Here is a 21063-nt window from a genome sequence, read left to right on the forward strand (position 1 = left end):
TCCCCTCCGCGCCCCCCGCCCGCCCGGCGGCGCCGCGCGGGGCCCCCGGGGCGGGGCCCCCCCCCCCCCCCCCCCCCCGGGCCCCGGCGCCCGGCCGGGCAGAACCTAAGCGTTCGCTCAGTCATCTGGTACACAAGGACGGTGCACACCGCACGTACAAGCGAACACCGCAGCCGATCGGAGCCTGGCCCATGGGTGAGCAGACCACTGTGAAGTTCCCGCAGGACGTCCTCGACGAATACGCCGCGCTGGGCGTCGACCTGACCGCGCTCTTCTCCGCCGGGCACCTCGGCGCCCGGATGGGGGTCCAGATCGTCGAAGCCTCCGCCGAACGCGTCACCGGCACCATGCCCGTCGAAGGGAACACCCAGCCCTACGGCCTGCTCCACGGCGGCGCCTCCGCCGTCCTCGCCGAGACCCTCGGCTCCGTCGGCTCCATGCTGCACGGCGGGCCCCACCGGATCGCCGTCGGCGTCGACCTCAACTGCACCCACCACCGCGGCGCCCGCAGCGGCCTGGTCACCGGCGTCGCCACCCCCGTCCACCGCGGCCGCTCCACCGCGACGTACGAGATCGTCATCACCGACGACCACGACCGGCGGATCTGCACCGCCCGGCTCACCTGCCTGCTCCGTGACGCCCCCGAGGGACCCGTGGGCCCCCTCGCGCCGCGGTAGTCACCACGGCCCCCTTGTACGGGCCGGTAACACCCCCTACCGTGCCCCCATGGCCTCGGACGGACGGCGCGGATCCGGTGCGGGCGGGCACCACGCCCCCGCACGGATCCCGCCCGCCCCGGCGCCCGTACCCGCCCCGTCGGCCGACCGCGCCCGCGCCGTACCGACCACGGCCCCGGCAGCGCCCGACCGCGTGAGCGACGGCAACACCCCCGCAACCAGGGCGCCCTCCACCCGTAACACCCCCGCACACAGCGCGACGGACCCCTCGGACCCCCGCACGGCACGCGTCGGCGCCAACTGCGGTACGGGAACCGGCGTGAGCCGCCCTCACCTCCCCCGGCCGCCGTCGAACACCCGCCCGGCAGCCCCCGCCGCCCATCACCCTGTGTAACAACCAGGTGAACGAGGAACCGCCGGTTGCCCGCGCGGAGCACCCGGCTGCCCGTTTCCCGCCCCACCTCTGCCCGATCCGGCCGTCAGCACCAAAAAGCACCCAAGTCCCTTAGCGGAACTGCGGGTTCTCACGATGTGGTCGAAAATCGGAGTGCACAGAAGATCCACATACATGCGAAATGCACCCACCTGGTGTTGGCCTCGGCATAACAAGACAGTCACATCCTGACCTCACCGCTCCCCACCTCCCCCACCTCGGCTTAGAGTCACGCCCAGTCACCGCGCCGCCGGTGTGAGCATCAGCTCATATGTACGCACTAGTACAGTCCGGCGAACGCAACGGCACCTCAGCAGAGGAGGCCGCGCCAGGGAGAGGACTCACCGTGCGACACCGTTCCTTGCTCATGCTCACCACCGTGATCACCACAGGTGCGCTCACACTCACCGCTTGCGGCTCCCGCGACGACAGCAAGGGCAACACCGGAAGCGACAAGACCACCGTCGTCATCGGTGTCGACGCGCCGCTCACCGGCTCGCTCTCCGCCCTCGGCCAGGGCATCAAGAACTCCGTCGACCTCGCCGTCAAGACCGCGAACAAGAACAACGAGGTCCCCGGCGTCGAGTTCAAGATCGAAGCCCTCGACGACCAGGCCGTCCCCGCATCCGGCCAGGCCAACGCCACCAAGCTCGTCGGCGACAAGACCGTCCTCGGCGTCGTCGGCCCCCTGAACTCCGGCGTCGCCCAGTCGATGCAGGGCGTCTTCAACAGCGCCAAGCTCGTCCAGGTCTCACCCGCCAACACCAACCCCGCCCTCTCCCAGGGCGACAACTGGGCCAAGGGCGACCTCAAGCGCCCCTTCGCCTCCTACTTCCGCACCGCCGCCACGGACGTCGTCCAGGGCAAGTTCGCCGCGCAGTACTACTACAACGACGCCAAGAAGCGGAAGGTCTTCGTCGTCGACGACAAGCAGACCTACGGCGCCGGCCTCGCCGCGATCTTCTCCCAGGAATTCCAGCGCCTCGGCGGCAAGGTCGTCGGCACCGACCACGTCACCGTCAAGGAGACCGACTTCTCCGCCACCGCCGACAAGGTCAAGTCCACCGGCGCCGACTCCGTCTACTTCGGCGGCCAGTACCCCGAAGGCGGACTCCTCTCCGACCAGATCAAGAAGACCGGCGCCAAGGTCCCCACCATGGGCGGCGACGGCATCTACGACCCGAACTTCATCTCCGCCTCCGGTGAGTCCAACGACGGCGACTTCGCCACCTCCATCGGCTACCCCGTCGAAAAGCTCGCCACCGCCAAGCAGTTCATCACCGACTACAGCGCCGGCGGCTACAAGGACCCCTACGGCGCCTACGGCGGCTACTCCTACGACGCCGCCTGGACCATCATCCAGGCCGTCAAGGCCGTCGTCGCCGACAACGACGGCAAGGTCCCGGACGACGCCCGCGCCAAGGTCCTCGACGCCACCGGCAAGGTCAGCTTCGACGGCGTGACCGGCAAGGTCGCCTTCGACGAATACGGCGACACCACCAACAAGCAGCTCACCGTGTACGAGGTCAAGAACGGTGCCTGGAAGGACGTCAAGAGCGCCACGTTCCAGGACTGACCACCCCGCACCACCCCCACACACGACCGAACCGCGCGAGGGCGCAACAGCGCCCTCGCGCGGTGTCATATCCGACACGCTCATCGGAGGCCCTGCGGTGAACGAACTGCCGCAACAGCTCGCCAACGGCCTTGCCCTCGGTGCCCTCTACGGCTTGATCGCCATCGGGTACACCATGGTTTACGGCATCGTGCAGCTCATCAACTTCGCCCACGGCGAGATCTTCATGATCGGGGGCTTCGGCGCCCTCACCACCTACACCTGGCTCCCCAGCGGAACCTCCCTGGCGGTGGCGATACCCCTCATGATCGTAGGCGGCGCCCTCGCCTCGGTGGCCGTCGCCACCGCAGCCGAACGCTTCGCCTACCGCCCCCTGCGAGGCGCCCCACGGCTGGCACCCCTCATCACCGCGATCGGCCTCTCCATCGCCCTCCAACAGCTCATCTGGGCGTTCTACCCCGACGCCAAGAAGGCCATCAGCTTCCCGGAATTCAAGGGCGAGTCCTTCCACATCACGGACAACCTCTACATCCAGCGCGCCGACGCCTTCCTCTTCGTCCTCGCCCCCCTGTGCATGCTCGCCCTCGGCCTCTTCGTCTCCAAGAGCCGCAGCGGACGCGCCATGCAAGCCACCTCCCAGGACCGCGACACCGCGAAGCTCATGGGCATCAACACCGACCGCATCATCGTCATGGCCTTCGCCATCGGCGCCGCCTTCGCCGCGGTCGCCGCAGTCGCCTACGGACTCGACAAGGGCCAGATCAACTTCGAAATGGGCTTCCTCCTCGGACTCAAGGCATTCACCGCCGCAGTCCTCGGCGGCATCGGCAACATCTACGGAGCCATGGTCGGCGGCGTCGTCCTCGGCCTCGCCGAAGCCATGTCGATCGCCTACATCGAAGAAATCCCCGGGATGCAACAGCTCGGCGGCGGCGCATGGGCCAACGTCTGGGCCTTCGTCCTCCTCATCGTCGTCCTCCTCGTCAGGCCACAAGGCCTGCTCGGCGAGCGCGTCGCGGATCGGGCGTGAAACCGATGACTGAAACCACCGCCACCACCACAAGCACCACCACCGTGCCGGCCGACACCAAGCGCACCACCCAACTGCGCGCACTCGCCCTCACCGGCGGCATCGCCACCGTCGCCAGCACCTTCCTCTCCTGGACCTACACCACCGAATTCCCCGGCGACCTCACCGTCTACGGCTACCCCGGCGGCCTCCAGCTCCTCACCCTCACCGCCGGAGCGCTCATCGCGCTCTTCGCACTCTCAGCACTCGGAACCAAGGGCCTCACCTGGCTCACCCCCACCGGCTCCACCAAAGCACTCCAACTGCTCGCCCTCGGCGCCTTCGCCACCACCTGGTTCACGGTCATCGCCATCGCCGTCGAACTCGGCGGACTCGTCAACCTCGACCCCGGCGGCTTCATCGCCGCCGTCGTCACCCTCATCCCCGTCGCCGCAGCCTTCCTCCTGCCCGACGACACCCGCCAGGCCAAGCGACCCAAGGAACTCCCCTCCTGGGCAGAGATCCTGATCATCGTCGCCGTCTTCGCCATCGGCCTCTTCGTCTTCACCTACGGCATCGACACCGAGTACGCCGAACTCTTCACCGGCTACCTGCTCACCGTCGGATTCACCGCCACCGCACTCTTCAAAGCCGGCCTCATCGCGCGGATCAACGGCCTCACCGCCAAATACCGCCTCATCGCCGTCTCCGCCGCATTCGTCGCAGCCGCCGCATTCCCCTTCACCCAGAGCACCGACCAGTTCACCCTCATCGCGGTCAACATCCTCATCTTCGCGACCGTCGCCCTCGGACTGAACATCGTCGTCGGCCTCGCCGGACTCCTCGACCTCGGATACGTCGCCTTCCTCGGCGTCGGCGCCTACACAGCCGCCCTCGTCTCCGGAACCACCGCCTCCGTCTTCAACATCCACTTCCCGTTCTGGGCCGCCGTCCTCACCGGCGCCGTCGTCTCCCTCATCTTCGGCGTCCTCATCGGCGCACCCACCCTGCGCCTGCGCGGCGACTACCTCGCCATCGTCACCCTCGGCTTCGGAGAAATCTTCCGCATCGCCGTCGGCAACCTCGACGGCGTCTCAGGACCCCGCATCACCAACGGCCCCAACGGCGTCCCGAACATCCCCGACCTCAACTTCTTCGGGTACAACTTCGGCGAATCCCACACCGTCCTCGGCTTCGAACTCGGCGCCTACGCCAACTACTACCTGCTGATGCTCCTCGCCATGATCCTCGTGGTGATCGTCTTCAGCCGCGCCGGCGACTCCCGCATCGGACGCGCCTGGGTAGCCATCCGCGAAGACGAAACCGCCGCCACCGCCATGGGCATCAACGGCTTCCGCGTCAAACTCATCGCCTTCGCCCTCGGCGCCACCCTCGCCGGCCTCGCCGGCACCGTACAAGCACACGTCCAGCACACCGTCGTCCCCGAGATGTACGTGTTCGCCGGCCCCGTGCCCCCCAACTCCGCCTTCCTCCTCGCCGCCGTCATCCTCGGCGGCATGGGCACCATCACCGGCCCCCTCATCGGAGCCTCACTCCTCTACCTCATCCCCGCCAAACTCCAGTTCCTCCAGGACTACCAACTCCTCGGCTTCGGAATCGCCCTCATCCTGCTCATGCGCTTCCGCCCCGAAGGACTCATCGCCAACCGGCGCGCACAACTCGAATTCCACGAAACCGACCAGCTCGACGTGCCGGACGAGACCACCGGCACAAGCGCCGGCGCCGCCAAGGCAGGGGCGTGAACACCATGACGACCGCGACCACCACCACCAGCGTCCTCGACGCCACCGGCGTCACCATGCGCTTCGGCGGCCTCACCGCCGTACGCAACGTCGACCTCCACGTCAACGCAGGCGAGATCGTCGGACTCATCGGCCCCAACGGCGCAGGCAAAACCACCTTCTTCAACTGCCTCACCGGCCTCTACGTCCCCACCGAGGGCACCGTCACCTACAAGGGCACCGTCCTCCCGCCCAAACCCCACCTCGTCACCAACGCCGGCATCGCCCGCACCTTCCAGAACATCCGGCTCTTCGCCAACATGACCGTCCTGGAAAACGTCCTCGTCGGCCGCCACACCCGCACCAAAGAAGGACTCTGGTCCGCACTCCTGCGAGGCCCCGGCTTCAAAAAAGCCGAAGCCGCCTCCCACGAACGCGCCATGGAACTCCTCGAATTCATCGGCCTCCAACACAAAGCCGACCACCTCGCCCGCAACCTCCCCTACGGCGAACAACGCAAGCTCGAAATCGCCCGCGCCCTCGCCGCAGAACCCGGCCTGCTCCTCCTCGACGAGCCCACCGCCGGCATGAACCCCCAGGAAACCCGCGTCACCGAAGAACTCATCTTCGCCATCCGGGACCAAGGCATCGCCGTCCTCGTCATCGAGCACGACATGCGGTTCATCTTCAACCTCTGCGACCGCGTCGCCTGCCTCGTCCAAGGCGAAAAACTCGTCGAAGGCACCCCCTCCGCCGTCCAGGGCGACGAACGCGTCATCGCCGCCTACCTCGGCACCCCCTTCGAAGGCGCCCCCGGCAGCGAAGAAGTCGCCGCCGTCGAAGCAGCCGAAGAAGCCGCCGCCGAAGCCGCCGGAACCGCCACCGACACACCACGCGACACCAGCACCACCAGCACGGAAGGAGACGCGAAATGACCGCGCTTCTGGAGGTCGAAGACCTCAAAGTCGCCTACGGCAAAATCGAAGCCGTCAAAGGCATCTCCTTCAACGTCGAAGCCGGCCAGATCGTCACCCTCATCGGCACCAACGGCGCCGGCAAAACCACCACCCTGCGCACCCTCAGCGGACTCCTCAAGCCCTCCGGCGGACGCATCGTCTTCGACGGAAAACCCCTCAACACCGTCCCCGCCCACAAAATCGTCGCCCTCGGACTGGCCCACTCCCCCGAAGGCCGACACATCTTCCCCCGCCTCACCATCACGGAAAACCTCCAGCTCGGAGCATTCCTCCGCACCGACAAAGCCGGCATCGAAAAAGACATCCAGCGCGCCTACGACCTCTTCCCCATCCTCGGCGAACGACGAAAGCAAGCAGCCGGCACCCTCTCCGGCGGCGAACAACAAATGCTCGCCATGGGCCGCGCCCTCATGTCCCAGCCCAAACTCCTCATGCTCGACGAACCCTCCATGGGCCTCTCACCGATCATGATGCAGAAAATCATGGAAACCATCGTCGAACTCAAATCACAAGGCACCACCATCCTGCTCGTCGAACAGAACGCCCAAGCCGCGCTCTCCCTCGCCGACCAGGGCCACGTCATGGAAATCGGCAAAATCGTCCTCTCCGGCACAGGCGACTCCCTCCTCCACGACGAATCCGTACGCAAGGCATACCTCGGCGAGGACTGACCCCCACACGCCACACGCCACACGAAGAAGGGCCCGCCCCCGGCAACAACCGGGAGCGGGCCCTCTCGCACACAGGGACCAGACCTACTGCCCCTTCCCCGCCTTCTTCTCCGCCGCATCCTCGATGACCGCCTCGGCCACCTGCTGCATCGACATCCGCCGATCCATCGACGTCTTCTGAATCCACCGGAACGCCGCCGGCTCCGTCAGCCCGTACTGCGTCTGCAACACCGACTTCGCCCGGTCCACCAGCTTCCGCGTCTCCAGCCGCACGGTCAGATCCGCGACCTCACGCTCCAGCGTCCGCAGCTCCGTGAACCGCGACACCGCCATCTCGATGGCCGGCACCACATCACTCTTGCTGAACGGCTTCACCAGATACGCCATCGCCCCGGCATCCCGCGCCCGCTCCACCAGATCACGCTGCGAGAACGCGGTCAGCATCAGCACCGGCGCGATGGACTCCTCCGCGATCTTCTCCGCGGCGGAGATCCCGTCCAGAACGGGCATCTTCACATCCAGGATCACCAGATCGGGCCGATGCTCCCGGGCCAGAGCGACAGCCTGCTCCCCGTCACCGGCCTCACCGACGACCGAGTACCCCTCCTCCTCCAGCATCTCTTTGAGATCCAGACGGATCAGGGCCTCGTCCTCGGCGATGACCACACGCGTGGTCAGCGGGGGGACGTGCGACTTGTCGTCATCGTCGACGGGCTGGGGCGACTCGGGGGCGGTCACGGGGGCTCCTCGTTCCAGACAGGATGCTGCTCCCCATGAGCCTACCGAGCTGCGGTAAGGTAGGCCCAGGCGGGGGACCCGATTCCCTTGCATTCTCAGGCCCCAGTACTCCAATTGGTCAGAGAGGCCGCTCTCAAACAGCGGACAGTGTGGGTTCGAATCCCACCTGGGGCACTTTCCTTCAATTCGAAGGTTGCGTCGATTCTCCCCGTAGTCGCTTGATCGGGTGGTTCTCCACTGTTCCGCTGCCAAGCACTCCGGCACTGGTCACGATCGGCCCCATGTACGACCTCCGGACGCGGCAGCGAGCGCTGGCCCTTCTGAGCCAGGGGCTCAGCCTCAACTCTGTCAGCAAGCAGACCGGCATATCCCGGTCGGCGATTCGCTCCTGGCGCCTCCGTGTGGAACCGCTGCCACGCATGATCGAACCTGACATATGCCCGAGGTGCCTGCCCTCTCCGGGCGCGCCCGCCGCGCCCGCGGCGTACGCCTATCTCCTGGGCCTCTATCTCGGCGACGGCTGTATCAGTCCGCATCCTCACGGCGGCTACTACCTGCGCATCGCGTGCGCCGACGCCTGGCCGGGCCTCATCGTGGAATGCGAAGAAGCCATAAGGGATGTGCGTCCCGACAGCCGTGTGTGCATCCTCCGGAAAGACGGATGCGTCATGGTCACCTCTTACGGACGCCACTGGCCATGCCTGTTCCCTCAGCACGGCCCCGGCAAGAAGCACGATCGGCACATCGCCCTCGAACCCTGGCAACAACGGATCGTGGACGCGCACCCGTGGGAGTTCATCCGGGGGCTCATCCACTCCGACGGCTGCCGGAACATGAACTGGACCACCCGCGTCGTGCGCGGCGAGAAGAAGCGGTACGAATACCCGCGCTACTGGTTCACCAATGTCTCCGACGACATCCGTCGCCTCTACACCGACACCCTCGACAAGGTCGGCGTCGAATGGCGGCACTGCACTCGTGCGGGCCAGCCATACAACACCTCCGTCGCCAAGCGCGCCTCCGTCGCCCTCATGGACGCCCACATAGGCCCCAAGTACTGACCGCCCTACTTCGGGCTGTCGTCCTCTCCGATGTGGTGGACCCGGACGAGGTTGGTGGAGCCGGCCACACCGGGCGGAGAGCCTGCGGTGATGACGACGGTGTCGCCTTTGCGGCAGCGGCCGATGCGGAGGAGTTCTTCGTCGACCTGGGCGACCATCGCGTCGGTGGAGTCGACGTGGGGGCCGAGGAAGGTTTCCACGCCCCAGGTGAGGTTGAGCTGGGAGCGGGTCGCGGGGTCCGGGGTGAAGGCCAGGAGAGGGATGGGTGAGCGGTAGCGGGAGAGGCGCTGGGCGGTGTCGCCGGACTGGGTGAAGGCGACGAGGAACTTCGCGCCGAGGAAGTCGCCGATCTCCGCTGCCGCGCGGGCGACGGCGCCGCCCTGGGTGCGGGGTTTGTTGCGGTCGGTGAGGGGCGGGAGACCTTGGGCGAGGATGTCCTCCTCGGCGGCCTCGACGATGCGGCTCATGGTTCTGACGGTTTCGACGGGGTATTTCCCGACGCTGGTCTCTCCGGAGAGCATCACGGCGTCCGTGCCGTCGATCACGGCGTTGGCGACGTCGGAGGCTTCGGCGCGGGTGGGGCGGGAGTTGTCGATCATCGAGTCGAGCATCTGGGTGGCGACGATGACGGGTTTGGCGTTGCGGCGGGCGAGTTTGATGGCGCGTTTCTGGACGATCGGTACGTGTTCGAGGGGCATTTCCACGCCGAGGTCGCCTCGGGCGACCATGATGCCGTCGAAGGCGGCAACGATGTCATCGATGTTCTCGACGGCCTGGGGTTTTTCGATCTTGGCGATGACGGGGAGTCTGCGGTGTTCTTCGTCCATGATGCGGTGGACGTCGTGGATGTCGGCGCCGCTGCGTACGAAGGAGAGGGCGATGATGTCGGCGCCGAGGTGGAGTGCCCAGCGGAGGTCGTCGGTGTCCTTGTCGGAGAGTGCGGGGATGGAGACGGCGACGCCGGGGAGGTTGAGGCCCTTGTGGTCGGAGACCATGCCGCCTTCGATGACGCGGGTGTGGACGCGGGGTCCGTCGACGGTGGTGACTTCGAGGGTGACTTTGCCGTCGTCGACGAGGATGCGCTCGCCTGTGGTGACGTCGGTGGCGAGTCCTCGGTAGGTGGTGGAGCAGGTGTGGCGGTCGCCTGGGTGGGGTTCGGTGGTGATGGTGAATGCGTCGTCGCGTTCAAGGAGTACGGGGCCTTCGTGGAAGCGGCCGAGGCGGATCTTCGGGCCTTGAAGGTCGGCGAGGATGCCGACGTTGTGGCCGGTTTCGTCGGCGGCTTTCCGTACGCGCTGGTAGCGCTCCTCGTGTTCGGCGTGGGTGCCGTGGCTGAGGTTGAGGCGGGCGATGTCCATTCCGGCTTCGACCAGTGCTTTGATCTGGTCGTAGGAGTCGGTGGCGGGCCCCAGGGTGCAGACGATTTTCGCTCGGCGCATAGGTCGAGCGTAGAGCTTACCCGTCGGTAGGGAATTGGGTCTGCGCGGCTGCTCAACAACCTTTGTGTGAAAGGTTGTTGGCAGAGGTTTGGGTGGGCGCGGGGTCGCTCCGATGAGCGTTTTCTTGGGTGGGTGGGGTCAGGCGTTGAGGTCGGGCGGGGTCATCGTGAAGCGTGCGTTCACCTGGGCGTAGACGGTCTGCCGTTGTGGTTCGAGGTCGAGGGCGGGTGGGGTGTCGGTGGCTCCGGCGCTTCCGTAGGCGACGCTGCGCATGGCGCCGGGGGCGGGCATGCCGTATCCGCCGCTGTTCTCGGCGCCGATGTCGGCGAGCTCGACCAGGGCGGCGAGGCGGGCGCCGAGTGCTTCGGCGTATTCGCGGGCGCGCTGGACGGCTTCTCGTACGGCTTGGCGGCGGGCTTCGCCGCGGGCCGGGGAGTCGGGGCGCAGGGACCACCAGGGGCCGGTGACGCTGGTGAGTTCGAGGTCGGCGAGGCGGGTGGTGAGTTCGCCGAGGGTGGTGAAGTCGGAGAGTTCGACGGTGAGGTGGACGCGGCCGTGGTAGGCGCGGATGCGTTCGCCGCGGCCGTGTCTGGTGAGTTCGGGGCTGATGGAGAAGGTGCCGGTCTCCAGTTTTTCGATGGCGTCGCCGTAGCTTTTGACGAGGTCGATGACGTGGGTGTTGCGGCGGGTGAGGTCGGCGAGGGCGGTGCGTCGGTCGGTGCCGCGGGCGCCGACGGTGAGGGTGATGCGGGCGATCTCGGGGTCGACTTCGAGTTGTGCTTCGCCGCGGACGGCGACTCTGGGGGTTTCGGGGGTGCCGTAGGAGGGGGCGGGGGTGGGGGTGTCGGTGGTCATGGGGCGGCTCCCTCGGGTGTGGGGCGGTGGTGGTCGGTGGTGCTGTGCCTACTCTCGCATCCGGGTCGGACACTCTCTGTGTGAGTCCTCTGGTGGTCATCTGATCGAAACCGTCCGGGGGTGTTGCGGTGTGGTGGTTCTGAGCCAGAATCTACGCGCGTTGTGCAATGAATCGTTGTGCGACGGCGCAATGGATCGAGGGAGAAGAAGAGATGCCGCTGAACCGTAGGACGCTCCTGGGCAGTGCGGCCGCAGCCGGTGCCGGGGCGGCGTTGGCCGCCGGGGGCACGGCTCCGGCGCAGGCCGCCGGGCATGGTCAGGGTTCCGCTCATGGACGTCCGCCGAAGCGGTATGCGTTCACGGTGATGGGGACGACGGACCTGCATGGGAATGTCTTCAACTGGGACTATTTCACGGACAAGGAGTTCGACGACGCCGCGCACAACGATGTCGGTCTGGCGAAGATCTCGACGTTGGTGGATCAGGTCCGTGCGGAGAAGGGCCGGCAGAACACGCTGCTGATCGATGCGGGTGACACCATCCAGGGCACGCAGCTTTCGTACTACTACGCGAAGGTCGATCCGATCACGGCGAAGCGTGGTCCGGTGCATCCGATGGCGCAGGCGATGAACGCGATCGGTTATGACGCGGCGGCGCTCGGGAATCACGAGTTCAATTACGGTATTCCGGTGCTGCGGAAGTTCGAGGAGCAGGTGCGTTTTCCGCTGCTCGGGGCGAACGCGCTGGACGCGAAGACGTTGAAGCCCGCGTTCGCGCCGTATGTCATCAAGAAGCTGCGGACGCCGCACGGGCGGGATGTGCGGGTGGCGATTCTCGGGCTGACGAATCCGGGGATCGCGATCTGGGACAAGGCGAACGTGCAGGGGAAGATGACGTTCCCGGGTCTGGAGGAGCAGGCGGCGAAGTGGGTGCCGAAGTTGCGCTCGATGGGCGCGGATGTGGTGATCATTTCGGCGCATTCGGGGTCGGACGGTTCGTCGTCGTACGGTGATCAGCTTCCGTATGTGGAGAACGCGGCGGGTCTGGTGGCCGAGCGGGTGCCGGGGATCGACGCGATTCTGGTGGGGCACGCGCATGCGGAGATCCCGGAGCGCCGGGTGGTCAACAAGAAGACCGGTAAGGACGTGGTGTTGTCCGAGCCGCTGAAGTGGGGTCAGCGGTTGACGCTCTTCGACTTCGCGCTGGTGTGGGAGCGGGGGCGCTGGACGGTCGAGCGGGTCACGTCGAAGGTTCTCAACTCGAACACGGTCGCGGAGGACAAGAAGATCACGCGGCTGTTGACGGACGAGCACCGCAAGGTGGTGGCGTACGTCAACGAGGTGATCGGTACGTCGACGGCGGCGATGTCGACGACGGACGCGCCGTGGAAGGACGAGCCGATCATCGATCTGATCAACCATGTTCAGGCGGAGACGGTGAAGGCGGCGCTGGCGGGTGGCGAGTGGGCGGCGCTGCCGGTGCTGTCGCAGGCGTCGTGTTTCTCGCGTACGGCGGGGATTCCGGCCGGTGAGGTGACGATCAAGGATGCGGCGGGGCTGTATCCGTTCGAGAACACGCTGGAGGCGCGGTTGATGACCGGTGCGCAGCTTCTGGCGTATCTGGAGTATTCGGCGAAGTATTACGTGCGGACGGCTGCGGGTGTGCCGGTGGACACGTCGAAGCTGACGAATGCGGACGGTACGCCGGATTACAACTATGACGTGGTGTCGGGTCTGACGTATGAGATCGATGTCGCGAAGGCTGCGGGTTCGCGGATCGTGGATGCGCGGTTCGAGGGGAAGCCGTTGGATCCGGCGGCGAAGTTCGTGCTGGCGGTGAACAATTATCGGGCGAGTGGTGGCGGTAATTTCCCGCATGTGGCGGGTGCGCAGCAGCTCTGGTCGAATTCGGATGAGATCCGTAACACGATCATCGGCTGGGTGAAGGCGAAGGGGACGGTGGATCCGGCGGAGTTCGCGTCGGTGGACTGGAAGTTGACGCGGGACGGTTCGCCGGTCTTCTGAGGGGCTGGTCGTCCGGTGGTGTTCAGCGGACTTCGATGAGGGGGACCAGGCTCCTCGGTGCGGGCACCGTGGGGGCCCGGTCCTGTCCGCCGAGTCCGAAGGTGGTGAAGGCGGTGCGTGGGGGGAGGGTGTAGGGCTCTGTGCCGGTGAGCCGTTCGGTGAGGTGGTTGAGGATGGTGGCGCTGCGCCAGGCGGCGAGTCCGAGGTCGGGGGTGCCGATGCCGTGGGTGTGTCGTTCGGCGTTCTGTACGTAGGCGGAGCCGGTGACGCTGGGGTCGAGGACGAGTCGGTGGTGGGTGTCGATGCGGGGGCGTCCTGAGCTGTCGCGGCGCATGTAGGGGTCGAGTCCGGCGAGGAGTCGGTCGAGGGAGCGTTCGCGGTAGCCGGTGGCGAGGACGACGGCGTCGGTGGTGAGGCGGGTGCGGGTGGCTTCTCGGCGGTGTTCGAGGTGGAGTTCGAGTTGGGTGGTGCCGACGCGGCCGGCGGTGCGGATGTGGACGCCGGGGGTGAGGACGGCGTCGGGCCAGCCGCCGTGGAGGGTGCGTCGGTAGAGCTCGTCGTGGATGGCGGCGATGGTGTCGGGGCCGATGCCTTTGTGGAGTTGCCATTGGGTGGGGAGCAGGTCGTCGCGGACGCGTTCGGGGAGGGCGTGGAAGTAGCGGGTGTAGTCGGGGGTGAACTGTTCGAGGCCGAGTTTGGAGTACTCCATGGGGGCGAAGGCTTCGGTGCGGGCGAGCCAGTGGAGGCGTTCGGCTCCGGCGGGGCGGGCGCGCAGGAGGTCGAGGAAGACTTCGGCGCCGGATTGTCCTGAGCCGATGACGGTGATGTGTCCGGCGGCGAGGAGCCGGTCGCGGTGGTCGAGGTAGTCGGCGGAGTGGATGACGGGGACGGTGGGGGTGTCGACGAGGGGCCTGAGTGGGTCGGGTACGTGGGGTTCTGTGCCGATGCCGAGGGCGATGTTGCGGGTGTAGGCGCGGCCGAGGGCTTCGGCTTCGCCGTCGGGGTCGAGTTGGGTGAAGTCGACTTCGAAGAGGTGGCGTTCGCCGTTCCAGCGGACGGCGTCGATCTGGTGGCCGAAGTGGAGTCCGGGGAGTTGTTCGCTGACCCAGCGGCAGTAGGCGTCGTATTCGGCGCGTTGGATGTGGAAGCGCTCGGCGAAGTAGAAGGGGAAGAGCCGGTCGCGGGCTTTGAGGTAGCTGAGGAATGACCAGGGGCTGGCGGGGTCGGCGAGGGTGACGAGGTCTGCGAGGAAGGGGACTTGGAGGGTGGCGCCGTCGAGGAGCAGGCCGGGGTGCCAGTGGAAGGCGGGGCTCTGGTCGAAGAAGGCGGTGGTGAGGGGGGTGGGGCCCTGGATGCCGTCGGCGAGGGCGGCGAGGGAGAGGTTGAAGGGGCCGATGCCGATGCCCACCAGGTCGTGGGGGTGGGCGAGGTCGGTGGGGTGGGCGGTCATCGGCGTGTGCTGCCTTCCACGAGTGGTGGTTTCTGGGTAGCACAACGAGGGGACGTCGCCGGGGGTATCGGGGGCTCGCTGCCGGTCGCCGAAAAGGCTGAAAAGCACTCCGGGTCGGGCCGGTCGGGGTGGGGCCGGGGTGTCCGGTCGGCGTGGCGCCGCGCTGGGTACGGCCGCCTCGCGCGCCGGGGCCGACGCGTGTGCAGGGGCCGCCCCGCACGCGGGGGCCGACACGTGTGCCCGGGCCGGCCCGCACGACGGGGCCGACCTGCACGCCGGGGCCGCCTCGGGCGTTGTGGGAGGCGGCCCCCGGTGGGTTCCGTGCGGTGGTCAGTCGGTGCGGATGCGCAGCGCGCGGCCCAGGTCGTCGAGTTGGTCGACGAGTTTGCGGCGCAGGGAGGGGATCATCTCCGTACTGTCCAGGTGGCTCAGCCCGAGGCGTAGTGATTCCTCGTCGACGGCGTACGCGGGGAAGGCGTAGCGGCCGGCGGCGTCGGCGATGGCGGGGCCGCGGCGGTCGGCGAGGGCGATGGCCTGGGGGTAGAAGCGGGGGACGTATTCCCGTACGAGGTCGGTCTGTTCGGGCTGCCAGAAGCCCTTGGCGGTGGCGGTGAAGAGGTAGTTGGACAGGTCGTCGGTGTCGAAGAGCCGGGACCAGGCGCGCGCCTTGGCCTGTGGGTCGGGGAGGGCGGCGTGGCAGTGGGCGGCGCCTTCCTGGCCGGTGGCGCTGGGGTCGCGGGCGAGTTCGGCGTCGATGGTGGCGGTGTCGACGGCGCCGAGGACGGCGAGGCGGGTGAGGATGCGCCAGCGCAGTTCGGGGTCGAGTTCGGGGCCGCCGGGGACGCTGCCGGAGTCGAGCCAGTCCTGGAGGGGGTCGGGCTGGGTGGCGGCGTCGATGAAGTGGCGTACGGCGGTGAGGCGCAGGCCGGGGTGGTTGCCGTCCTCGGTGCGGCGGATGAGGTCGCGGCAGAGGGCGGTGAGGGTGGCGAGTGCGGTGGGCCGTTGTGCGGGGGTGAGGTAGCGGTCGGTGATCTGGGTGGCGGCGAAGGCGAGGACGCCTTCGGTGAGGGCGACGTCGGTTTCGTGGGGCAGGTGGGTGCGGGCGGCGTCGAGGTAGGCGGTGGGGGCGAGTTCTCCGTCGCGGACCATGTCGCGGGCGGCGTTCCACAGGACGGTGCGGGTGAGGGGTTCCGGGATGCCGGAGAGGGCGCGCAGCGCGGTGTCCCAGGAGGGTGCGTCGAGGCGGATCTTGGCGTAGGTGTAGTCGCCGTCGTTGAGGAGGACGAGGGCGGGCCTGCGGCCGGGGAGGGTGAGGGGTTCGGTGAGGGGGATGTCGAGTTCGAAGCGTTCGCGTGGGACGAGGCGGGTGGGGCCGGTGCCGTCGTCGGGGGCGGTGTCGTAGGTGCCGACGGTGACGCGGTGGGGGCGGCTGCCGTCGTGGTCGGTGTCGAGGGTCCAGCGGGTGGTGTGGTCGGTGATCCGGGGGGTGAGGGTGTCGACGCCGGTGGTACGGAGCCACTGGGCGGCCCAGGCGTGGACGTCGCGGTCGGTGGCCGCGGCGAGGGAGTCGATGAAGTCGGCGAGGGTGGCGTTGCCGAACTTGTGGCGGGCGAAGTGGGTGTTGATGCCGGCGAGGAAGTCCTTCTCGCCGAGCCAGGCGACGAGTTGGCGGAGTGCGGAGGCGCCCTTGGCGTAGGAGATGCCGTCGAAGTTGAGGAGGGCGGAGGCGGTGTCGGGGACGGCGGCGGGGTCGGGGGCGACGGGGTGGGTGGAGGGGCGCTGGTCGGCGTCGTATCCCCAGCCCTTGCGCCAGATGCCGAAGTCGACCCAGGTGTCGGTGAAGCGGGTGGCTTCGGTGAGGGTCTGGTAGCCCATGTACTCGGCGAAGGACTCGTTGAGCCAGATGTCGTCCCACCAGGTGAGGGTGACGAGGTCGCCGAACCACATGTGGGCCATTTCGTGGGCGATGACCATGGCGCGGGTCTGGCGTTCGTTGTCGGTGACTGCGGAGCGGTAGATGAATTCGTCGCGGAAGGTGACGAGTCCGGGGTTCTCCATGGCGCCCGCGTTGAATTCGGGGACGAATGCCTGGTCGTAGGAGTCGAAGGGGTACGGCTCCTCGAACTTCTCGTGGTAGCGGTCGTAGCAGGCGCGGGTGATCTCGAAGATCTCGTCGGCGTCGGTGTCGAGGTGGGGGGCGAGGGAGCGGCGGCAGTGGATGCCGAAGGGGAGGCCGGCGTGTTCGGTGCGGATGGTGTGCCAGGGGCCTGCGGCGACGGCGACGAGGTAGGTGGAGATGAGGGGGGTGGGGGCGAGGTGCCAGTGGGCGGCGCGGTCCTGGCCGGTGGCGCCCGGTGTCCTGCCGGCCGGTGCCTTGTCTCCCGGGCTGTTCCCGCCTTGCCCGTGCCCGCCTGTCCCCTTGCCGTTTGGCTCGGTGCTGGTGCGTTCGGCGATTCCGTTGCCGAGGACGGTCCATCGCTCGGGTGCGGTGACGGTCAGCTCGAAGACGGCCTTGAGGTCGGGCTGGTCGAAGGCGGCGAAGACGCGTTGCACGTCCTCCATGAAGAGCTGGGTGTAGACGTAGGTCTCGCCGTCGGTGGGGTCGGTGAAGCGGTGCATGCCCTCGCCGGTGCGGGAGTAGCGCATGGCGGCGTCGACGCGCAGTTCGTGCGGGCCCTCGGTGAGTCCGGTGAGCGCGAGCCGGTTGCCGTCGAGGGCGGTGGGGTCCAGGCTCTCGCCGTCGAGGGTGACGGTGCGCAGGGTGGCGGGCTTCAGCTCGACGAAGGTGTCTCCGGCCGCCCGGGCCGTGAACTGTATGACGGTGCTGGAGTCGAAGGTGTCCTCGCCGGTGGTCAGATCGAGGGCGATCGTGTACCGCTGGACTTCGAGGAGCCGGGCTCGGGTCTGCGCTTCGTCGCGCGTCAGTACGGGCATGGAGCCATGCTGCCCGATGGGCCCGGGGGCGCGCAGCATGGTTCTTTGCGCTGTGAGCGCACGGCTCCTCCCATGGGTCGCCGGTGTCTCAGGGGTGGTCGGGGCGGGTCTCTCCGGCGATCGTCTCGTGGTGGCGGATCACTTCGGCGATGACGAAGTTGAGCAGTTTCTCGGCGAAGGCGGGGTCGAGGTGGGCGCTCTCGGCGAGCTGGCGGAGCCGGGTGATCTGGCGGGCCTCGCGGGCCGGGTCGGCCGGTGGGAGCTGGTGTGCGGCCTTGAGGTGGCCGACCTGCTGGGTGCATTTGAAGCGCTCGGCGAGCATGTGCACGACGGCCGCGTCGATGTTGTCGATGCTCTGGCGGAGGCGGGTCAGTTCGGCCTGCACCGACGGGTCGACGGCGCTACCGCCGCTGCCGGGGGTGGTGCCGGGGTCGCTCGTGGTCATGGTCCGGCAGCTTAGACGGCGCGGGGCGGGGGGCCGGTGGGGTGGTCAGTATGCGGGATCCGGTGCGTCGGTACGGCGTGCTGCTCCGCGCCGTCCTCGCCCGCCGGTCCCCCGGACTCCCCCGCGCCGACCGCGCCGTCCCCGCTGACCGAGCCGTCCCCGCCGACCCCACCGTCCCCGCCGACCCCACCGTCCCCGCTGACCGCGCCGTCGCCGCCGTCACCGCCCGGCACCGTACGGCACCGTACGGCTCTGCTGCTCCCGGAAGCGTACGGGCGCGGTCCCGACCCGCCGGGTGAAGAGGCGGGAGAAGTAGGCGGGGTCGTCGTAGCCGACCCGGCGGGCGACGGCGGCGACGGGCAGTTCGGTGGCGACGAGGAGTTCCTTGGCGTGGCCGAGGCGGATCCCCAGCAGGTAGTCCTTGGGGCTGCGCCCGGAGGCCCGGCGTACCGCGGCGCGCAGGGCGGCCGGGGTCATCCCGTGGCGGGCGGCGTGTTCGGCGACGGTGAGCGGCCGGCAGGCGTCGCGGGCGAGCGCCTGGAGTACGGGGTCGCCCTCGGCGTCGGTGTCGGCGCGGGCGCGGCGCAGGGCGACGAGGAGTTCGTGGACGGCGGCGCCGGTCTCGACTTCGAGCAGGGGGTTGCCGTGGCGGGCGGCGCGGGCGATGCGGGCGACGGAGGCGCGGGGGTCGGTCGCGTCGGCGAGGGGGACGACGGGCCGGTCGGGTTCGATGTAGCCGAGTTCGGTGTAGGTGGTGGTGGCGGGTCCTGTGAAGTCGACGAAGCTCTCGTCCCAGCCGCCCTGCCGGTCGGGGCCGTAGTGGTGGGTGACGCCGGGGGTGAGCCAGAGGAGTGCGGGCGCGGTGACGGTGGTGCGGCGTCCGTCGGCGGAGCGGTACCAGCCGCTGCCGGTGCTGATGACGACGGCGACGTGGTGGTCGAGGGTGCGGGGGCCGACGACGGGGAGGGCGCCCTGCTGGAGTCCGACGCCGAGGCAGACGAGTCCGAGCCCGTGGTGGACGGGTCCGGGGCTGAAGAACCGCATCCAGGTGTGGTAGATCATCGGCTCCCCGGCCCCCTTTCCTCTCCCGTTGCCCGCCGTTCCGTCCAATCAGTGCCGATCTTTGTCCATGGACCGTGCGTCCCGCCAGCGGGGAGGGTGGGACGGGCAGGTGGGGCGGCCGACAGGGGCCGGCCGACACGTGGTGGACGACCAGGACGGGCGGTGGCTGGGCCGATGACCGGTTTCACGGTGGGGAAAGAGCACTTCGAGGTGGACGGGCGTCCGGTGCGGCTGCTCTCCGGTGCGCTGCACTACTTCCGGGTCCATGAGGAGCACTGGGCGCACCGGTTGGGGATGCTGCGGGCGATGGGCCTCAACTGTGTGGAGACGTACGTTCCGTGGAATCTCCATGAGCCGGAGCCGGGCAGGTTCCACGATGTCGGGGCGCTCGGCCGGTTTCTGGACGCGGCGCACGCGGCGGGGCTGTGGGCGATCGTGCGGCCGGGTCCGTACATCTGCGCGGAGTGGGAGAACGGCGGGTTGCCGTACTGGCTGACGGGGCCGCTGGGCGCGCGGGTGCGGACGCGCGATCCGGAGTTCCTGGGTGCGGTGGGGCGCTGGTACGGGGAGTTGCTGCCGCAGGTCGCGGAGCGGGAGTTCGGCCGGGGCGGTCCGGTGGTGATGGTGCAGGTGGAGAACGAGTACGGGAGTTACGGCTCGGACCGGGTGTATCTGGAGCGGCTGACGGAGCTGACGCGGGCGGTCGGGATCACGGCTCCGCTGTTCACCTCGGACGGGCCGGAGGAGCACATGCTGACGGGCGGTACGGTCCCGGGGCTGCTGGCGACGGTGAATTTCGGTTCGGGGGCGGGGGCGGCGTTCGGGACGCTGCGGCGTTACCGTCCCGAGGGGCCTTTGATGTGCATGGAGTTCTGGTGCGGCTGGTTCGAGCACTGGGGCGGGAAGCCGGTCGTACGGGATCCGGGGGACGCGGCGGGCGCGCTGCGGGAGATCCTGGAGGCGGGGGCGTCGGTCAATGTGTACATGGCGCACGGGGGGACGAACTTCGCGGGGTGGGCGGGGGCGAACCGGGCGGGTGAGCTGAACGCCGGGGCGCTGGAGCCGGATGTGACGTCGTACGACTACGACGCGCCGATCGACGAGGCGGGGCGTCCGACGGAGAAGTTCCGGCTGTTCCGTGAGGTGTTCGCGGAGTACCAGAAGGGTCCGCTGCCGGAGGTCCCGCCGGCGCCGCCGGTGCTGGCGGCTCCGGCGGAGGCGGAGTTCACGGGGTGGGCGCCGCTGGGGGCGGTGCTGGAGACGCTGGGCGGCCCGGAGTCGGAGTGGGTGCTGCCGCCGACGTTCGAGGAGCTGGGTGTGGACCGGGGTCTGGTCCGCTATCGGGTGGATGTCCCGGGTCCCCGGGTGCCGGGGCGGCTCACGCTGGCGGGGTTGCGTGATCTGGCGGTGGTGTACGTGGACGGTGTGCGGGCCGGGGCGGGCGCGCTGAGCGACGGGGCGCCGGTGCTCGCGGAGCCGGTGGCCGGGCCGGCGTCGGTGGAGATCTGGGTGGAGTCGCTGGCGCGGATCAACTACGGGCCGCTTCTGGGCGAGTCGAAGGGGATCACGGGCGGGGTGCTGCACGAGCGGCAGTATCTGCACGGGGTGCGGGCGCGGGGGCTGCGGCTCGACGCGTTCGACGACGCGGAGGCGGTGGCGGGGATCCCGTACGGGGCGGTGCCGCGGTTCCCGGCGGGGGAACGCGGGCTGTTCCGGGGGGTGTTCACGGTGTCGGGGGCGGGTGACGCCCGGCTGACGCTGCCGTCGTGGACCCGGGGCTTCGTCTGGGTGAACGGTTTCTGCCTGGGCCGGTACTGGTCCGCCGGGCCGCAGGAGTCGCTGTACGTGCCGGGTCCGGTGCTGCGCGAGGGCGTCAACGAGCTGTGGGTGCTGGAGCTGGACGCGGCGGGCGATTGCGGGGTGCGGCTGGCCTGAGACGGGGACGAGGGGGCGTGCACCGGACCGGCGGG

17 protein-coding genes and 1 tRNA gene are annotated in these 21063 nt (G+C 68.7%); 10 read left to right on the forward strand and 8 right to left on the reverse strand.

Annotation, left to right across the window (positions count from 1 at the left end):
* The first annotated feature begins 191 nt into the window (after nucleotides 1-191).
* From ACFXPK_RS27720 to ACFXPK_RS27745, 6 genes are all read left to right on the forward strand, one after another.
* On the forward strand, nucleotides 192-677 hold the full coding sequence (locus tag ACFXPK_RS27720; protein WP_385007843.1) for a PaaI family thioesterase: 486 nt from the start codon (nucleotides 192-194) through the stop codon (nucleotides 675-677).
* A 779-nt stretch (nucleotides 678-1456) separates the two neighbouring features.
* The gene (locus tag ACFXPK_RS27725; protein WP_385007845.1) at nucleotides 1457-2686 is read left to right on the forward strand and encodes a branched-chain amino acid ABC transporter substrate-binding protein; all 1230 of its coding nucleotides are present in this window, start codon (nucleotides 1457-1459) and stop codon (nucleotides 2684-2686) included.
* A 97-nt stretch (nucleotides 2687-2783) separates the two neighbouring features.
* On the forward strand, nucleotides 2784-3716 hold the full coding sequence (locus tag ACFXPK_RS27730) for a branched-chain amino acid ABC transporter permease (RefSeq protein WP_385001691.1): 933 nt from the start codon (nucleotides 2784-2786) through the stop codon (nucleotides 3714-3716).
* 5 nt (nucleotides 3717-3721) lie between these two features.
* A complete protein-coding gene (locus tag ACFXPK_RS27735; protein WP_385001688.1) occupies nucleotides 3722-5458 on the forward strand; it encodes a branched-chain amino acid ABC transporter permease in 1737 nt (578 codons plus the stop codon).
* Nucleotides 5455-6372, forward strand: coding sequence for an ABC transporter ATP-binding protein (locus ACFXPK_RS27740; RefSeq protein WP_385079698.1), 918 nt, complete (start codon nucleotides 5455-5457; stop codon nucleotides 6370-6372). The genes ACFXPK_RS27735 and ACFXPK_RS27740 overlap by 4 nt, the downstream gene beginning before the upstream one ends.
* On the forward strand, nucleotides 6369-7085 hold the full coding sequence (locus ACFXPK_RS27745) for an ABC transporter ATP-binding protein (protein ID WP_385001682.1): 717 nt from the start codon (nucleotides 6369-6371) through the stop codon (nucleotides 7083-7085). The genes ACFXPK_RS27740 and ACFXPK_RS27745 overlap by 4 nt, the downstream gene beginning before the upstream one ends.
* A gap of 84 nt (nucleotides 7086-7169) precedes the next feature.
* On the opposite strand, the gene ACFXPK_RS27750 is transcribed toward ACFXPK_RS27745, so the two are convergent.
* Nucleotides 7170-7823, reverse strand: coding sequence for an ANTAR domain-containing response regulator (locus ACFXPK_RS27750; RefSeq protein ID WP_385001679.1), 654 nt, complete (start codon nucleotides 7821-7823; stop codon nucleotides 7170-7172).
* A gap of 99 nt (nucleotides 7824-7922) precedes the next feature.
* Here ACFXPK_RS27750 and ACFXPK_RS27755 point away from each other — a divergent pair.
* Nucleotides 7923-7997: transfer RNA gene (locus ACFXPK_RS27755), tRNA-Leu, on the forward strand.
* A 107-nt stretch (nucleotides 7998-8104) separates the two neighbouring features.
* Nucleotides 8105-8884: a helix-turn-helix domain-containing protein gene (locus tag ACFXPK_RS27760; protein ID WP_385079702.1), complete on the forward strand. Its 780-nt coding sequence runs from the start codon at nucleotides 8105-8107 to the stop codon at nucleotides 8882-8884.
* A 5-nt stretch (nucleotides 8885-8889) separates the two neighbouring features.
* Here ACFXPK_RS27760 and pyk read toward each other — a convergent pair whose 3' ends face one another.
* Entirely contained in the window at nucleotides 8890-10323 is a 1434-nt protein-coding gene (gene pyk / locus ACFXPK_RS27765; protein WP_385001673.1) for a pyruvate kinase, read from the reverse strand.
* 138 nt (nucleotides 10324-10461) lie between these two features.
* The gene (locus ACFXPK_RS27770; protein ID WP_385079705.1) at nucleotides 10462-11178 is read right to left on the reverse strand and encodes an SIMPL domain-containing protein; all 717 of its coding nucleotides are present in this window, start codon (nucleotides 11176-11178) and stop codon (nucleotides 10462-10464) included.
* Nucleotides 11179-11390: 212 nt separating this feature from the next.
* Here ACFXPK_RS27770 and ACFXPK_RS27775 point away from each other — a divergent pair, with 212 nt between their 5' ends.
* Nucleotides 11391-13202 (forward strand): bifunctional metallophosphatase/5'-nucleotidase, encoded by a 1812-nt coding sequence (locus tag ACFXPK_RS27775; RefSeq protein WP_385079708.1) that lies wholly within the window; start codon nucleotides 11391-11393, stop codon nucleotides 13200-13202.
* 22 nt (nucleotides 13203-13224) lie between these two features.
* Here ACFXPK_RS27775 and ACFXPK_RS27780 read toward each other — a convergent pair whose 3' ends face one another.
* The 5 genes from ACFXPK_RS27780 to ACFXPK_RS27800 all read right to left on the reverse strand — a co-directional run bounded on the left by ACFXPK_RS27780 (nucleotide 13225) and on the right by ACFXPK_RS27800 (nucleotide 19090).
* The gene (locus ACFXPK_RS27780; protein ID WP_385079710.1) at nucleotides 13225-14652 is read right to left on the reverse strand and encodes a lysine N(6)-hydroxylase/L-ornithine N(5)-oxygenase family protein; all 1428 of its coding nucleotides are present in this window, start codon (nucleotides 14650-14652) and stop codon (nucleotides 13225-13227) included.
* A gap of 330 nt (nucleotides 14653-14982) precedes the next feature.
* A complete protein-coding gene (pepN, locus tag ACFXPK_RS27785) occupies nucleotides 14983-17586 on the reverse strand; it encodes an aminopeptidase N (protein WP_385079713.1) in 2604 nt (867 codons plus the stop codon).
* Nucleotides 17587-17674: 88 nt separating this feature from the next.
* Complete coding sequence (locus ACFXPK_RS27790) at nucleotides 17675-18031, reverse strand: chorismate mutase (RefSeq protein ID WP_385001658.1); 357 nt, start codon at nucleotides 18029-18031, stop codon at nucleotides 17675-17677.
* 11 nt (nucleotides 18032-18042) lie between these two features.
* Nucleotides 18043-18264, reverse strand: coding sequence for a hypothetical protein (locus ACFXPK_RS27795; protein WP_385079716.1), 222 nt, complete (start codon nucleotides 18262-18264; stop codon nucleotides 18043-18045).
* Nucleotides 18251-19090 (reverse strand): helix-turn-helix domain-containing protein, encoded by an 840-nt coding sequence (locus tag ACFXPK_RS27800; protein ID WP_385079722.1) that lies wholly within the window; start codon nucleotides 19088-19090, stop codon nucleotides 18251-18253. The genes ACFXPK_RS27795 and ACFXPK_RS27800 overlap by 14 nt, the downstream gene beginning before the upstream one ends.
* 177 nt (nucleotides 19091-19267) lie before the next feature.
* Here ACFXPK_RS27800 and ACFXPK_RS27805 point away from each other — a divergent pair, with 177 nt between their 5' ends.
* Nucleotides 19268-21028 (forward strand): beta-galactosidase family protein, encoded by a 1761-nt coding sequence (locus tag ACFXPK_RS27805; RefSeq protein ID WP_385079719.1) that lies wholly within the window; start codon nucleotides 19268-19270, stop codon nucleotides 21026-21028.
* Nucleotides 21029-21063: the final 35 nt, after the last annotated feature.

Source organism: Streptomyces sp. NPDC059142 (assembly GCF_042755665.1).
Classification (GTDB): Bacteria; Actinomycetota; Actinomycetes; order Streptomycetales; family Streptomycetaceae; genus Streptomyces.

Bases quoted from the DNA above. Each gene is read 5' to 3' on its own strand.
- ACFXPK_RS27790 (WP_385001658.1), bottom strand. From the start codon at position 18,031: ATGACCACGAGCGACCCCGGCACCACCCCCGGCAGCGGCGGTAGCGCC.
- ACFXPK_RS27780 (WP_385079710.1), bottom strand. From the start codon at position 14,652: ATGACCGCCCACCCCACCGACCTCGCCCACCCCCACGACCTGGTGGGC.
- ACFXPK_RS27770 (WP_385079705.1), bottom strand. From the start codon at position 11,178: ATGACCACCGACACCCCCACCCCCGCCCCCTCCTACGGCACCCCCGAA.
- pepN (WP_385079713.1), bottom strand. From the start codon at position 17,586: ATGCCCGTACTGACGCGCGACGAAGCGCAGACCCGAGCCCGGCTCCTC.
- ACFXPK_RS27720 (WP_385007843.1), top strand. From the start codon at position 192: ATGGGTGAGCAGACCACTGTGAAGTTCCCGCAGGACGTCCTCGACGAA.
- ACFXPK_RS27760 (WP_385079702.1), top strand. From the start codon at position 8,105: ATGTACGACCTCCGGACGCGGCAGCGAGCGCTGGCCCTTCTGAGCCAG.
- ACFXPK_RS27745 (WP_385001682.1), top strand. From the start codon at position 6,369: ATGACCGCGCTTCTGGAGGTCGAAGACCTCAAAGTCGCCTACGGCAAA.
- pyk (WP_385001673.1), bottom strand. From the start codon at position 10,323: ATGCGCCGAGCGAAAATCGTCTGCACCCTGGGGCCCGCCACCGACTCC.
- ACFXPK_RS27735 (WP_385001688.1), top strand. From the start codon at position 3,722: ATGACTGAAACCACCGCCACCACCACAAGCACCACCACCGTGCCGGCC.
- ACFXPK_RS27805 (WP_385079719.1), top strand. From the start codon at position 19,268: ATGACCGGTTTCACGGTGGGGAAAGAGCACTTCGAGGTGGACGGGCGT.
- ACFXPK_RS27775 (WP_385079708.1), top strand. From the start codon at position 11,391: ATGCCGCTGAACCGTAGGACGCTCCTGGGCAGTGCGGCCGCAGCCGGT.